Below are 13,722 nucleotides of genomic sequence, written 5' to 3'. Positions count from 1 at the left end.
CATGGCTATTCGAGATGCTCTGCCGAGCCGAGGGGAGGAGGCCGGAGAGCAGGCACCCGGGAGTACCGACGACCCGGATGCACCGGACGTCACCGTCGGCGAGTACACGTGGGAGGACTACAAGCGGGAGTACTACTACGACGAGGAGGGCCAACCGCCCCGAGACGACGAAGGGGAGGTCGTCCCCTTCGACGAGGCGGACGCCCTCGGGTTCGACCCCGACGACCTGGAGGGGCGATTCGCGGGCGGCGGCGACGCCGCGGACGTCCTCGCCGACGTCTTCGAGGAGCGGACGGTGCGGGTGGACGAGGACCGCGACGAGGACGCCTTCTTCTCGACCGTCGAGGGTCACACCACCGTCGCCAACCGCTACGACCTCGAGAAGGCCGTCCCCCAGGAGAAGAAGTCTCACTTCGTCGAGGTGGACCGCTACTGGGTGAACAAACCCCACGCGTTCGTCGTCATCTTCCACTCCGAGAAGGAGAACGAACAGAAGTACTACGTCGTCGAACCGTACCTGACGGACATCGAGGCGGACCTCCGACAGTTCCTGTCGGGGAAGCTCAAGACCGCCATCAAGTACTCCGACGACGACGTCATCGTCCACGGCGGAATCGACGCCCGCTCGGACGTCATCGAACGCGAGACGAAGCGCCTGCTGGACCGCTACGACCTCTTCGAGGGCGACGCGTCGGTGCTGACGGACACGGCCCCCGGCGAGTCGGCCGAGGGTGGCGTCGTCGGCCAGTTGAAGGCGCTGTTCGGCTTCGAGACGGAACACGTCGAACACACGGGACAGCTGGACGGCATCGCCGCGCGTCCCGAACCCGCCCTCCTCGAGGAGGACTCGCCGACGCTCACGGAGTACCAACTCGAGAAGCTCCTCTACCTCCTCAAGCGGGACTTCGTGGGCTACGAGCGCATCGACCCCATCAAACACGACATCAACGTGGAGGACGTCTCGTGTGACGGCTACCACTCACCGGTGTTCGTCTACCACACCGACCACGAACAGATCATCTCGAACGTCTACCACGGCGAGACGGACCTCGACGACTTCGTCGTCAAGATGGCCCAGCGCTCGGGCAAGGGCATCTCCAAGCGCTCCCCGCAGGTCGACTGTACCCTCCCGGACGGCTCCCGCGCGCAACTCACCCTCGGCAAGGAGGTCTCGGACCACGGGACGAACTACACCATCCGGCAGTTCAAGGACGTCCCGTTCACGCCCATCGACCTCATCAACTGGAACACGTTCTCGCTCGACGAGATGGCGTACCTCTGGCTCTGCATCGAGAACAACAAGTCGCTCATCTTCGCGGGCGGGACGGCCTCGGGGAAGACCACCTCGCTCAACGCCGTCTCGCTGTTCATCCCCTCGAAGTCGAAGATCGTCTCCATCGAGGACACCCGCGAGGTCGAACTTCCCCAGCGCAACTGGATCGCCTCGGTGACCCGTCCCTCCTTCTCCGACGACGGGAAGGGCGACGTCGACGAGTTCGACCTCCTCGAAGCGGCGCTCCGGCAGCGACCCGAGTACATCGTGATGGGCGAGATTCGCGGGGAAGAGGGGCGGACCCTCTTCCAGGTCATGAGTACGGGCCACACCACGCTGACGACGTTCCACGCCGACTCGGTGGGGGAGGTCATCAAGCGGTTCACGACCGAACCCATCATGGTCTCGAAGACGATGTTCACCGCCCTCGACCTCGTCTCCGTCCAGACCTCCACGCGGGTGGGCGGGAACAAGGTCCGCCGGAACAAGTCGCTTACCGAGATCAACCGGTACGACCCCGAGAACGACGAGATCAACGTTCAGGACGTCTACCAGTGGCAGGCCGAGACCGACGAGTACCTCGAGATGGGCCAGTCGAACACCATCGAGGAGATCATGTTCGACCGCGGGTGGAACCGGGAGAAACTCGACCGGGAACTGCTCAAGCGGCGGGTCGTCCTCGCGTACCTCATCCGCAACAACCTGAACACGTACACGCAGGTCGCCGCGACCCTGCAGGCGTTCATCAACGACCAGGACACCATCCTCGGTCTCATCGCGGACGACGACCTCGAACAGAGTCTGGAGGACCTCCGCGAGATGGAGTCCGTCGAGATCGACATCGACCCCGAGAAGGAGGAGATGGTCCCCCGACCGGACCCGAACGAGGAGATGCTGGGGGCCGTCGAGGAACTCCTCGCGGACGCCGACCACCTCCTCGCCGAGTACCGCGAGACAGAGCGTGACACCCTCGCCGAAGCGCTCGCGATGCCCGAGACCGAGGACGACGACGAGTTCGGCGGCTTCCGACCGAAAGGTGGGGGGCAATGAGCCTCGGGTCCGGGTCGGGCGCAGAACAGGTCAGTTCCGGTGCGTTCGGCGACGCGTTCGTCCCCCTCTCCGCGATGCTGTTCGACGAGGACGGCGACTTCGTCGACTCGCTCGAACGCAAACTCGCCGCGGCGCGGATGCCACAGACCGTCGAGCTGTACCTCGCGCGGGCGCTCGCGGTCGGCGTCCTCGCCGGCTTCGTCCTCTGGCTGGTCGGGACGGTGCTGGTCTACCTCGTGTTCGAACTGTTCGTCCAGGGGACGCCGAGCATCCTCGGCCTCCCCCTGCAGGGCGAGACGCTCGCGCTGGTGCAGGCCATCAAGGTGCCCGCGCTCATCATCATCGGCGGAATCGTCTTCGGGGCCATCGGCTTCGGCCTCGGGTTCGGGACGATCGTGATGGTCCCGTACATGAAGGCCGGCGAACGGAAACGCGAGATAAACGTCCTGCTGTCGGACTCGGTGTCGTTCATGTACGCCCTCTCGGTGGGCGGGCTGAACCAACTGGAGATTCTGGAGGCCATCGCGGCGGCCGACGACACGTACGGCGAGGTGGCGAAGGAGTTCCAGGCAATCATCCTCGAGACGCAGTACTTCGACACGGACTACCGGACGGCCATCGCCAACCAGGCGATGGTCACGCCGAGCGACGAGCTGAGCCAGTTCCTCACCGACATGCTCTCCATCGTCAACTCCGGGGGGAACATGAGCCAGTTCCTCGAGGACCAGAAGGACAAGCAGATGCGGACCTCCAAGCAGGAACAGGAGACGGTCCTGGAGACGCTCGAACTGTTCGGCGAGATGTACATGACGCTCTCGCTGTTCCCGCTCTTGCTCATCATCATCCTCGTCATCATGAGCATGATGGGCGAGTCGCAGACCCAACTGCTGTACGGGACGGTCTACGGTCTCATCCCGCTGGTGGGTGCGGGCTTCCTCGTTCTCGTCTCCACCGTCGTGCAAGACGAGGTCGGAAATGGGTACCTCCGGGAGGAGGGGGACGGCCACGACGAGGCGACTGAGGGCATGTTCAGCCTCGGTCTCGTCGAGCGCTACGCCGGGACCCACAGCGTGTTCGACCGCGTGAAGAGCCGCGAGGGGAACTACGAGACGGTCCAACTCCTCAAGCGCCCGCACATCTTCTTCCGGGACCACCCGCTGACGGTACTGCTCATCACCGTCCCCGCCACCGTCGTCCTCGTCGGCATCTCCGTCCTCGCGGGGTTCGCTCCGCTGTCCATCGAGGGGCTGAAGGACGCGCCCGTCCGCGGGACGTTCTTCCTCATCTACCTCCCGCTGTACGTCAATCTGCTCCCCCTCGCCGTCTTCTACGAGTGGAACGTCAAGACCCGGCGCTCCGTGGTGGGGAAACTCTCCGAGGACCTCCGGAAACTGTCCAGCGCGAACGACACCGGGATGACGCTCCTCGAGTCCATGCGCGTCGTCGCCGACACCTCCAGCGGTCGACTGGCCGACGAGTTCGAGACCATCCACGCGAAGGTCAACTACGGCACCGGCCTCAAGGACGCCCTCCGGGAGTTCAACAACAAGTACCACATCCCCCGCCTCGCGCGGACGGTGAAGCTCATCTCGAAGGCACAGGAGGCGTCCAGTCAGATCACGGCCGTCCTCTCGACGGCCGCGCAGGCCTCCGAGAACCAGGACGACATCGACCGCGACCGGAAGTCCCGCACGCGGATGCAGGTGGTCATCATCATCATGACGTTCCTGACGCTGCTGGGCGTCATGGCCATCCTGAAGCTGAAGTTCCTCGACGTGATGGCCGACCTCGCCTCGCAGGCCTCCGGTGGGTCCGGCGGGGCGTCCGGTGGGGGCGCGGGCGGCGCGTCGTCCGGTGGGTTCACCGAGGGCGTGGACATCGAACTGCTGACGCTGCTGTTCTTCCACGCCGTCACCTTCCAGGCCATCATCTCGGGGCTCATCGCGGGGTACATCCGCGACGTGAGCCTGCTGTCCGGGATGAAGTTCGTCGTCATTCTGCCGACGTTCTCGCTACTGGTGTTTCTGGTGATCTGAGATGGACACGAAAGGACAGACCACCTTCGACTTCGCCATCGGGATGAGCGTCTTCGTCATCGCGACGGCGTTCGTCTTCGCGTTCGCTCCCGGGATGATCCAGCCGTTCACCGGTGGGCTGGAGGAAGAGACCGTGGCCACAAATCGTTTGGCAGATACGCTCGCGGACGGGATGCTCGGTGACCCCGCTGAACCGGGGGTCCTCAACCGGACATGCACGACGGAGTTCTTCGCTGAGGGACGCGACGGCAACACCAGCAACAGCGTCCCGCCCGACTGTCGATTCGAGGACGACGTGAGCCTCAACGCCCGTGTCGGAGCCGAGGGCCGGCCGGCCGGGACGGGGTTCCGTCTCTCCATCGAGATAACTGGCGATGCCGACGGCAACGGAACCCAAGGAACCCTCTGTGATACAGGGAGTGAGCTGACGGACTTCGACCCCGAAACCGAGTCGTGTAGCGGGACGGCCTACCGGATCGGTGGACCTCCGTCTAATTCGGTGGGGACTGTCGTAACGAAACGCGTAGTCTACCTCCCGGTTGGAACGGGAATCGACGCGAGACTCCGGGTGGTGGTGTGGTGATGGACCGACGTGGACAGGCACACACGCTGGAGGCCGTCGTCACCTCGATGCTGCTCCTGACCAGTCTCGTGTTCGCCTTGCAGGTGACGGCGGTGACGCCCCTCTCCGCGAGCACCTCCAGCCAGCACATCGAGAACCAGCAACAGGCGACGGCCGAGGGTCTCCTCGAAATCGCCTCCAGAGAGGGGGCGCTCAAACCCGCGCTCCTGTACGGGAACGACTCGGCCGACGGGCGGGACGACGGCCGGTTCGGGTTCCACGAGACGAGCGGCGAGGCGTTCTACACGAACGACCCGCCGACGAACCGCTTCGGCGCCCTACTCGACCGGACCTTCGGCGGGGAGGGCCTCGCGTACAACGTCTTCGTCGTCTACCAGACCGCTGGCGGCGACACCGCCCGCCTCCGCATGGTGTACCAGGGGGAACCGAGCGACAACGCCGTGGTGGCGACGACACTGGTGACGCTGTACGACGGTGACGTGCTCCACGAACCCGAGGCGGACGGCGACTCGACGGACGTCGCACGGCCGACCGGGACGACGCTCGCGGGGGCCGGCGACGAGTTCTACGCACTCGACGCCAATCCCGACAGTCCGGTGTTCAACGTCGTCCGCGTGGAGGTGGTCGTGTGGCGGCAGTGAGCGCACGGGAGCGCGGCCAGCTCATCCTCGTCGCGGGGCTCAGCCTCGCCGTCGTCCTCGTCACCCTCGCGCTGGTGTTGAACACCGCCATCTACACGGAGAACGTCGCGAGCCGCGAGGTGGACTCGGGTGCGAGGGATGCGCTCGAAGCCCACCACGCGGCAGTCGAGGGGACGGGTGTGGTCATGGACGGGGCGAACGACCGCTCGTCCCCATTGGACTACGGCACGCTCGAATCCAGGTTCGGGACGAACGTCCGGTGGTGGTCGGAAAACGCCTCCAGCTACACCGCGTTCAACGGCCGGTCACTCCGGGTCTCGTCGACGGGTGACGTCGTCCACGGTGTCCGGGTCGTCGATCGCACGTCCGGGCATTTCCTCCCGCGCGACGGAAACACTACGGACTGGACCGTCGCGTCGTCGGTGCACGTCCGAGACTTCGAGATGACCGTCACGAGCGGGGCTTCCGTCGACGAGACGACGGTGAGCGACGAACTCGACGACGGGACGTGGAGCGAGGAGACGTTCTTCAGCGTCGACTTCGACGACGGTGACTGGCGGATGGCCGTCTATAACGACAGTTCGGTGTCGGAGCTCACGGTCGGCGTCTACGACGGTACGTCGTTCGCCACCTGTCCGACGACCTCCACCTCGGAGCTTCGCATCGACGTCGGCGAAGGGACGGTCAACGGTGTCCGCTGCGATGCACTCGCGACCATCGAGTCGGTGAGTGGGCCGTACGACGTCCACTTCGCGAACGGCGACACCGTCACCGGCACGTACGAACTGACCGTCGACCGGACTATCGACGGGACGGCGAACCCGAACGGAACGTTCACCGACGCGGTCGACCGGGCGAACTACGGGTCGTTCTGCGGTTCGCCGTCGACGTACTATCTGCTCGGGAAGGGCTACCCCGCCGTCTCGCCCGCGCTCTACGCCGGGACTGTCAACATCAGCTACCACGCCGAGTCCATCGAGTACGACGACCCGACGGTTCGGGTCGCGCCGGGTGAGCTCGGTGCGGCCGCGGCCACGCCGCAGGTCACCTCGTTCATCGTCGACGACCTGAACAACAGTAGCAACGTCCGGTTCGGCGTTACCTGGACTGCGGCGGACCCCGACGACAGCCTCGGAGCGATTTCCACCACCCTCTACCTCAACGATACGTCGGGAACTAGGCTCGATTCGGCGACTGGAGGGGCCACAGGAGGTCCCGAGACCCTAACCGGACCGATACTTCCGGGAGGAGACTACGACATCAGTATCGTAGTCACGGATACCGCCGGAAACACGCGGAAGGTCACCCAACGCCACCACGCGGAGGCCGACGGCAACGACACGGGGTGCCCGCCGTGACTCGCGACACCCGCGCCACCTCGACGACTCTCGGCTACGTCCTCACGCTGGGCATCACGAGCATCCTCATCACCGGTCTCCTGATGGGTGCCGGTGGGATGGTCGAGGACCAGCGCGAGCGGACGATTCGCTCGGAGTTGCAGGTCGTCGGCCAGATGGTCGCCGCGGACGTGAGCGCGGCCGACCGCCTCGCGCAGGCGGGGGACGCCACGTTCGCTATCCGCCGGGACGTCCCCCCGACAGTCGCCGGGGCGACCTACACCGTCGAGGTGGTCGTCGACGACCCGGAGAACTTCCCGCCGACAGACACCTATCTCCGACTCAGCACGTCGAACCCCTCGGTGACCGTCGAGGTGGACATGGCGCTCCAGTCGACGCTCGTCGAGTCGTCGCTCACGGGGGATCGGGTCGTCGTCACGTACGACCCGGCGACCGGACTGGAGGTGACCGATGGATAGCCGCGGCGTGAGCGACGTGGTCGCGTTCGTCCTCGTGTTCTCGCTCATCGCGGCGACGACGGGCGTCGTCTACGCTGTCGGGTTCACTGGACTCGAGAGCGCACGTAACGCCGAACGCGTCGACAACGCCGAACGGGCGTTCGAGGTCCTCGGCGACAACATGGCCGACATCTACCGCGAGGGCGCACCCAGCCGCAAGACCGAGATCAAACTCGCAGATGCCGGCCTCTCGTTCGGCGAGACGACGTCCATGAACGTCTCCATCGAGAACGACACCGACGAAGCCGGGGAACAGATATACTACGAGGCCAACCTCCAGCCGGTGGTGTTCTCGGCGGCGGGGACGGACCTCGTCTACGAGGGAGGGGCGGTCGTCCGGTCGGCCGACGGCTATGCCCGGATGGTCACCAAACCACCGCTTCTGTTCAGTGACCAGGTAGTCGTTCTCTCGTACGTCGTCACCAGCAACACGGGACAGTCGTCGGTGACCGGCGACGCGACGGCGCTGGTCCGTGGGGTCAGAACGGGCCAGGCGTTGCTCGTGCAAAACAACTCGAACCCGAAGATGACCCTCCGCATCGAGACGACCACCCCGCGGGCGGCCATGTGGGAGCGGTACATCAACGACCGGGTGACGTGGGCTGGAGCAGACTGGACTCCCGCCGACCCGCTCTGCACGACGACGTACCTCGGCGGCGGTCGCAGCGAGGTGGTCTGCACCGTCAAGTCCGACTCGCTCTACCTCACCTCGACGGGTATCGACGTGGAACTGACCGTCTGACCCGGCCCGGGGGCCCCGTATGCCGGTCCCGTTCCCCTCGACCGCCACCGGCTACCGGCGGTCCGTGTCGTCTCTCTTTCGTCCCCCTCCGCGCTATTCGCGACGGCCAGGAGGGGTGGGGATGGGACGACTCAGACAGTGGGTTTGCCGGTCCGCCCGCCGCGGACGACTGGGGGACGCCGACCACTCGTCGTGAGCCACGCGAACTCCTCGGGACGCTCCGACGGCGGAGAGCGCGGAGCACGCACGTGGGACCTGCCCACTGCGTCCCCCGAAGTGACGAACCGGCCGAACGGTGTCGGCCACGGGTCGGCCGGAGATGCGACGGGGGTGAGCGGGGGAAGGAGGCTGTCGGTGCGGACGGCCCGCTGGCGCTCCGAGACTCACGGGGCCGGCGGCGAGCGGCGGAGGGGACGGTGTCTCGCCAGGTGAGAGGTCGGTGCTGGAACGACCGGTGTCGTCACGGTGGGACCGCGGGACGAGCCTCGGCTGGTGGCCCGAGCCGGAGACTGGGTGAGGAACTGCGCTACTCGAATCGGACCGCGATGCCGTTCTCCGTGATGTGGAGGTACGTCACGACGCGGTCGCCACCGTCGTACTCGATGACTCCGCCGGAGGCGTCCTCGTCCACCCCGGCGGCCCCGCCGCTCTGCTGGTCCGCGATTCGGAGTTCGAACGTGGGACCGAGTTCCGCGAAGTAGTGGGCGACGACGAAGTCGATGACTTCGGTGTCGAGGGCGGGAACCGCCGGATCGTACGACCGGACGGCGTGGTTGCCTTCGGAAGCCGCACCCGGGTGGTCACTGAGGTTACCGATCGGCTGGAGGTCGTTCTTGCTGAAATCGTTCTTGTAGTGGGTGAGCGAACTGGGATCGACCTTGCTGTACGTCAGGTTCTGGTCGTCCGTGTCGGCGTCCACGAGGTCAAGCGTGATACGCGCCTCCGGGTCGTCGTCTCCGTCCTCGTCGACACTACAGTCGATGGGGGCCGTCCCGCTCCAGGCCTGATACGAGGAGTGTCCGTCATCACTGTAGTAGACGTTGAGGTCGACGGACTTCGTCGTGTCATCGACGGCGTCACAGTCCGCGTTGCCGTTGCTCCTGAGTCCAATCTCGAACTTCTGCTGGCCGCTCTCGGTGTACAGCGACCAGCGGAGGTTGTTGAAGCCCGACTCCTGGTCCCCCTTCGGTTCGATGGTGAACGAGAAATCCGTCAGCGCGTGGCCCACGTCGATACCCTGGACGCGGACGCCGCCGCCGCCGTTGCTCTGGTCGCTCGGCATCGAGAACTTCCCAGTCGACCCCTTCGTGGTGAGTTCCAGCGTGACCTTCTCGTCGGCGGGGTGTTCGGTGACATTGCCGTCAGTCCGGTCGCGGAAGTACTCCGCCCACCCGTCGTAGAACTCGCTCTCGATGGTGACGACGACGTACCCCTCCGAGAGCGGGTTACCGTAGGTTTGCGTCCCGTCGTCGTAGGTGGCAGTGCCGTTGGGGTACTGCACGGAGACGGGCGCGGACTTCTCGACGACGGCTCGCACCTGGCCCGCGCCGCCGCCACCCTCGGTGACTTGGATGACGGGAAGGGTCAGCGTCCCCCCGCGGTAGTGGAACTCGGGCGGGGAGACCATCTGCGTCCCCTCCGCCCCGGCCTTCCGCCAGACGCCGCCGCCCTGGTAGGCGATGACGGTGTCGCCGTTGCGGTAGGTGACGGTCCCGAGCGTCCCGGAGTACAACTCCTCGTCCTCGTCGGTCGACCCGTTGTCGACTCCCCCGTCGTAGTTGGCGTGCGTGATGGTGATACGGCCGGCCGTCGGGTCCGTCGAGTACTCCCCCCTGCCGCCGGCGAACGACACCGTCTGCGTGGTACTGTCGCCCAGTGCGACCTGCGCGGCCCGCGAGTCGAACTGTGCCATCGCATGTTCCCCTCGCTGGAGTTCGGACCGCTGTTGCGTGTCCTCCAGTGCCACCGACCCGAGGGCCACCACCGCGGTCGTCCCGAGCAGCGTCAACCCGAGGAGCAGGACGACCCCGATGACCGACGCTTCCCCGCGCGCAGCCCCGATAGACCGTCCACTCGCCGACGGCGAACTCATATCGTATTACGTGATATTCCCGTAAGCATAAAACAAGCGGCTATACGGATTTCGCCGCCGCCCCGGGAATCGATTAAGGTTCTCTAAGGTGTCATTGTCACACTCATGAAGGCCTTAAGTAGCGAGCGTTGCTATCACTTCGCACGATGGCCCGAGAGACGCTGAAAGACGTGAGCCACACACCCCCGAGCGGGGAGCGAGTCGACCGAGTCTGGGAACGAGGCGAGGAGAAGCACCCCGAGGAGTAACCGACGAGCCGAGTTCTCCGGGACCACCGAACCGCCGAGCGACCGCACCGCCTCCTCTTCTCGACGCGCTGCGCTCCCGTCGCGCGTCCGTCACCCGAGCACGTCGTCCCCCGTCGGGAGCGACGGCCGGTCGTCGACCACCTCGAACCGCGCGCCGCCCGTCTCGCCCTCGGTGGCGGCGACGGCCCACGAGTGGGCCTCGACGATGTCGCGGACGATGGCGAGGCCGAGGCCGGTGCCGCCCTGCCGGGTGGTGTGGCCGTGGTCGAACACCGCCTCGCGCTCCTCGGGCGGAATGCCGGGCCCGTCGTCCTCGACGTAGAACCCGCCGGAGAGCGGTCCCACCCGCACGGTCACGTCCCCGGCGTGTTCGACCGCGTTGCGAAACAGGTTCTCGAAGACCCGGAGCAGTCGTGCCTCGTCGGCCGGAACCGACCCGACGTCGGGGGCGATCTCCAGCGTCGCCCCGCGGGTGTCGACGCTCTCCCAGGCCGCTCGGGCGACCCGTTCCAGGTCGACGAGGGTCGTCTTGCCGACGACCCGTCCCTGGCGGGTGAGGGTGAGCAGGTCGTCGATGAGGCCGTTCATCCGCCGGGTCGCCCGCTCGATGGCGTCGAGTCGGGTGAGGTCCTCGTCGCGACGGGCGAGGTCGAGGTTCAGCGAGACGACGTCCAGCGGATTGCGCAGGTCGTGGCTGACGATGCTCGCGAAGTCCTCCAGTCGCTCGTTCTCACGGCGTAGCCGACGCTCGTGGGTCTCGCGTTCGACCTCGAAACGAATCCACTGGAGCATCAGGCTCACGAACGTCTGTTCGGCGTCGCTGAACGTCTCTCGGGGGGCGTCGCTGACGAAACAGAGCGTCCCGACCACCTCGTCGTCGGTCACCATCGGCACGCCGATGTACGACCCGAGCGACCCCCATCGGTCGCCTCCGTCGGTGAGTCGGGCCGCGTCGTGGACGCTGTGGACCGAGCGCGCGGCGACCGTCCGGGCGCAGGGCGTCGTCGAGAGGGACGTCACCCCCGACGGGGTCAGTTCGTGGTCGCCGCTGGTGGCGACCACCTCCCGTTCGTCGGCGGCCTCGCTGACCCGCGTCAGGTGCCCGTTGTCCATCCCCAGCCGTTCACAGCCGATGACGAGGATGCGAGGGAGCTTCTCGTCGAACGTGAGGTCCATGCGCGAGGCGACGTCCGCGAGACGACGGAGGGCGCGTTCGCCCGCCCGGAGTTCCCGCTCCATCCGGTGGCGCTGGGTGATGTCGGCGATGAACCCCTCGAGCGCCCGGACCTCGCCGTCGTCGAACACCCCCTGTCCCTGCTCCCAGACCCAGCGCACCTCGCCCGCGCTCGTTCGGATGCGATAGGTCAGTTCGAACGGGTGTCGGCGGTCGAGCGCGGTCTGGACGGTCTCCCAGACGGCCTCGCGGTCGTCGGGGTGGACGACCTCCCCCCACGTCGGGTCGCCGGCCTCGATGGCCCGCGGGGGGTAGCCCGCGAGTTCGCGGCTCCCGTCGCTGACGAACTCCATCGGCCAGTCGGGTTCGTTCGTACAGCGGTAGGCCATCCCCGGCAGGTTCGAGAGCAGCGTGGAGTACTGCCGGCGGCTCTCGCGGAGTTCCCGTTCGATGCGGACCCGCTCGGTGATGTCGCGCGCCTCCGGGATGAGCAGGTCCACCTCGCCGTTCTCGTCCGTGACCGGCTTGATGGAGAAGTCGGTCGTCACCACGTCGGTCGGCCCGTGGACTTCGACCTCGCGGCGGACGAACTCGCCGCCCGCGGCCTGCTCGACCAGGTCGCGCAACATCGCCTGCGTCGCGTCGTCGTCCGCGAACCATCCCGTCTCCCAGATGGGCTTGCCGACGACGGCCTCGCGCGTGAGGCCGCCGAACGCGAGCGCCGTCTCGTTGGCCTCCAGCAGGGTGCCGTCGGGCGAGAGCAACCCGGTGAACTGGTAGGTCTGGTCGAAGATGGCCTCGTAGCGGCGCTCGCGCTGTCGGCGCTCGGAGACGTTCCGGAGGATGCCGACGGTGCCCCGCAGTTTCCCCTCGGGACCCCGCGGGAGGAACGAGAGGGTGAGTTCACAGGGGACCCGTTCGCCGTCCCGGCGGACGATGACGACCTGCGTCTGGGTGACCCGGTGGGTCGCCCCGCTCTCCATCAGGTCGTGGATGACCGTCTCGATACGCTCGACCTCCGTGCCGTCGAGGACCAGCGAGACGTGTTCGCCGAGGAGGGTCGTCCGGTCGTAGCCCGTGATGCTCTCGACGGCGGCGTTGCAGTCGATGAGGCGGCCATCGAGGTCGAGGAGGTAGAGGCCGTCGCCGATGGCCTCGAGCATCTCCCGGTAGCGGAGCAGTTCCTCGCGGCGCTCCTCGCGTTCGGTCACGTCGATGAGCGACCCGAGGACGGCGGGGGCGCCCTCGTACTCGACGTAGCTCCCGTGGACCTCCACGAAGAGCGTCGACCCGTCCTTGCGGAGTCCCTCGAAGACGTACTGGGCGTCGGAAACCCGCCCTTCGAGGCGGTCGCGGAGCCGGCTCCTGACGACGTCGCGGTAGGACTCGGAGACGAGGTCCGCGGGCGAGATACCGTCCAGCAGTTCGGACTGCTCGTAGCCGAACAGTTCCGCGAGCCGGGGGTTGACGTACCGGAACCGGTCGTTCTGGATGAGGTAGATGCCGACGAGATTCTGCTCGACGAGGGTGCGATAGAAGCCGCCGCCCGGTCGTGTCTCGCCGTCTCCCGGAGACGGGCCAGTCGTCCTGACCCGGGCGCTGGCGACGGCCTCGCGGAGTCGCTGGCCGAGCGTCTCGAGCGCCGCCGTGCCCCCGCCCTTCCGGAGGTAGTCGGTCGCTCCGGCCTCGCGGGCGGCCCGTTCGACGGTCGCCCCGCCGCGCCCCGTGAACAGCACGAACGGGAGCGTCGGGTCCCTGACACGGACCGCCCGGAGGAACTCGATGCCGTCCATCCCGGGCATCTCGTAGTCGCTCACCACGCAGTCGGCGCCGTCGAGTCGGTCGAGAGCGGTGGCGGCGTCGGTGACCGCGTCGACGACCACGTCGGCGTACTCGCGTTCGAGGAAGGCCCGCGCGGTGTCGAGGTACGCGGGGTCGTCGTCGACGTAGAGGAGGCGAATCGCGTCCGCTCCCGGCCGGTCAGCCCCGCGATTCGCGTCGGAGGCGTTCTGCTCGGCCATCGCCCGG

Annotated in this window: 10 protein-coding genes; 8 read left to right on the top strand and 2 right to left on the bottom strand. The window is 66.9% G+C overall.

Annotated features, from left to right (window positions below):
- The first annotated feature begins 1 nt into the window (after position 1).
- From NKG96_RS06915 to NKG96_RS06885, 7 genes are read left to right on the top strand one after another with little or no spacing between them, the layout of a single operon-like run.
- The gene (locus NKG96_RS06915) at positions 2 to 2,323 is read left to right on the top strand and encodes a type II/IV secretion system ATPase subunit (protein WP_254537783.1); all 2,322 of its coding nucleotides are present in this window, start codon (positions 2 to 4) and stop codon (positions 2,321 to 2,323) included.
- The gene (locus NKG96_RS06910) at positions 2,320 to 4,359 is read left to right on the top strand and encodes a type II secretion system F family protein (RefSeq protein ID WP_254537782.1); all 2,040 of its coding nucleotides are present in this window, start codon (positions 2,320 to 2,322) and stop codon (positions 4,357 to 4,359) included. Before NKG96_RS06915 ends, NKG96_RS06910 begins: the two co-directional genes overlap by 4 nt.
- A 43-nt stretch (positions 4,360 to 4,402) precedes the next feature.
- Entirely contained in the window at positions 4,403 to 4,942 is a 540-nt protein-coding gene (locus tag NKG96_RS06905) for a DUF7287 family protein (protein WP_254537781.1), read from the top strand.
- Positions 4,942 to 5,583: a DUF7288 family protein gene (locus NKG96_RS06900; protein ID WP_254537780.1), complete on the top strand. Its 642-nt coding sequence runs from the start codon at positions 4,942 to 4,944 to the stop codon at positions 5,581 to 5,583. Before NKG96_RS06905 ends, NKG96_RS06900 begins: the two co-directional genes overlap by 1 nt.
- Positions 5,571 to 6,941 (top strand): DUF7261 family protein, encoded by a 1,371-nt coding sequence (locus NKG96_RS06895; protein WP_254537779.1) that lies wholly within the window; start codon positions 5,571 to 5,573, stop codon positions 6,939 to 6,941. The genes NKG96_RS06900 and NKG96_RS06895 overlap by 13 nt, the downstream gene beginning before the upstream one ends.
- Positions 6,938 to 7,399, top strand: a complete 462-nt coding sequence (locus NKG96_RS06890; RefSeq protein WP_254537778.1) for a DUF7266 family protein — start codon at positions 6,938 to 6,940, stop codon at positions 7,397 to 7,399. The genes NKG96_RS06895 and NKG96_RS06890 overlap by 4 nt, the downstream gene beginning before the upstream one ends.
- On the top strand, positions 7,392 to 8,180 hold the full coding sequence (locus tag NKG96_RS06885) for a DUF7289 family protein (protein ID WP_254537777.1): 789 nt from the start codon (positions 7,392 to 7,394) through the stop codon (positions 8,178 to 8,180). Before NKG96_RS06890 ends, NKG96_RS06885 begins: the two co-directional genes overlap by 8 nt.
- A 526-nt stretch (positions 8,181 to 8,706) precedes the next feature.
- Here the strand turns inward: NKG96_RS06885 and NKG96_RS06880 are convergent.
- Positions 8,707 to 10,272, bottom strand: a complete 1,566-nt coding sequence (locus NKG96_RS06880; protein ID WP_254537776.1) for a DUF7289 family protein — start codon at positions 10,270 to 10,272, stop codon at positions 8,707 to 8,709.
- Between the two features lie 146 nt (positions 10,273 to 10,418).
- Between NKG96_RS06880 and NKG96_RS21240 the strand changes: the two genes are divergently transcribed.
- Positions 10,419 to 10,520: a DUF7989 family protein gene (locus NKG96_RS21240; RefSeq protein ID WP_497007240.1), complete on the top strand. Its 102-nt coding sequence runs from the start codon at positions 10,419 to 10,421 to the stop codon at positions 10,518 to 10,520.
- A gap of 90 nt (positions 10,521 to 10,610) precedes the next feature.
- Here the strand turns inward: NKG96_RS21240 and NKG96_RS06875 are convergent, their stop codons facing one another.
- On the bottom strand, positions 10,611 to 13,715 hold the full coding sequence (locus tag NKG96_RS06875) for a PAS domain S-box protein (RefSeq protein WP_254537775.1): 3,105 nt from the start codon (positions 13,713 to 13,715) through the stop codon (positions 10,611 to 10,613).
- Positions 13,716 to 13,722: the final 7 nt, after the last annotated feature.

Source organism: Halomarina litorea (genome assembly GCF_024227715.1).
GTDB lineage: Archaea > Halobacteriota > Halobacteria > Halobacteriales > Haloarculaceae > Halomarina > Halomarina litorea.
The sequence above is the reverse complement of the archived record's forward strand: the minus strand, read 5'-3'. Positions and strand labels throughout refer to the sequence as shown.

Bases quoted from the DNA above. Each gene is read 5' to 3' on its own strand.
- NKG96_RS06915 (WP_254537783.1), top strand. From the start codon at position 2: ATGGCTATTCGAGATGCTCTGCCGAGCCGAGGGGAGGAGGCCGGAGAG.
- NKG96_RS06910 (WP_254537782.1), top strand. From the start codon at position 2,320: ATGAGCCTCGGGTCCGGGTCGGGCGCAGAACAGGTCAGTTCCGGTGCG.
- NKG96_RS06905 (WP_254537781.1), top strand. From the start codon at position 4,403: ATGAGCGTCTTCGTCATCGCGACGGCGTTCGTCTTCGCGTTCGCTCCC.
- NKG96_RS06900 (WP_254537780.1), top strand. From the start codon at position 4,942: ATGGACCGACGTGGACAGGCACACACGCTGGAGGCCGTCGTCACCTCG.
- NKG96_RS06885 (WP_254537777.1), top strand. From the start codon at position 7,392: ATGGATAGCCGCGGCGTGAGCGACGTGGTCGCGTTCGTCCTCGTGTTC.
- NKG96_RS06880 (WP_254537776.1), bottom strand. From the start codon at position 10,272: ATGAGTTCGCCGTCGGCGAGTGGACGGTCTATCGGGGCTGCGCGCGGG.
- NKG96_RS21240 (WP_497007240.1), top strand. From the start codon at position 10,419: ATGGCCCGAGAGACGCTGAAAGACGTGAGCCACACACCCCCGAGCGGG.
- NKG96_RS06875 (WP_254537775.1), bottom strand. From the start codon at position 13,715: ATGGCCGAGCAGAACGCCTCCGACGCGAATCGCGGGGCTGACCGGCCG.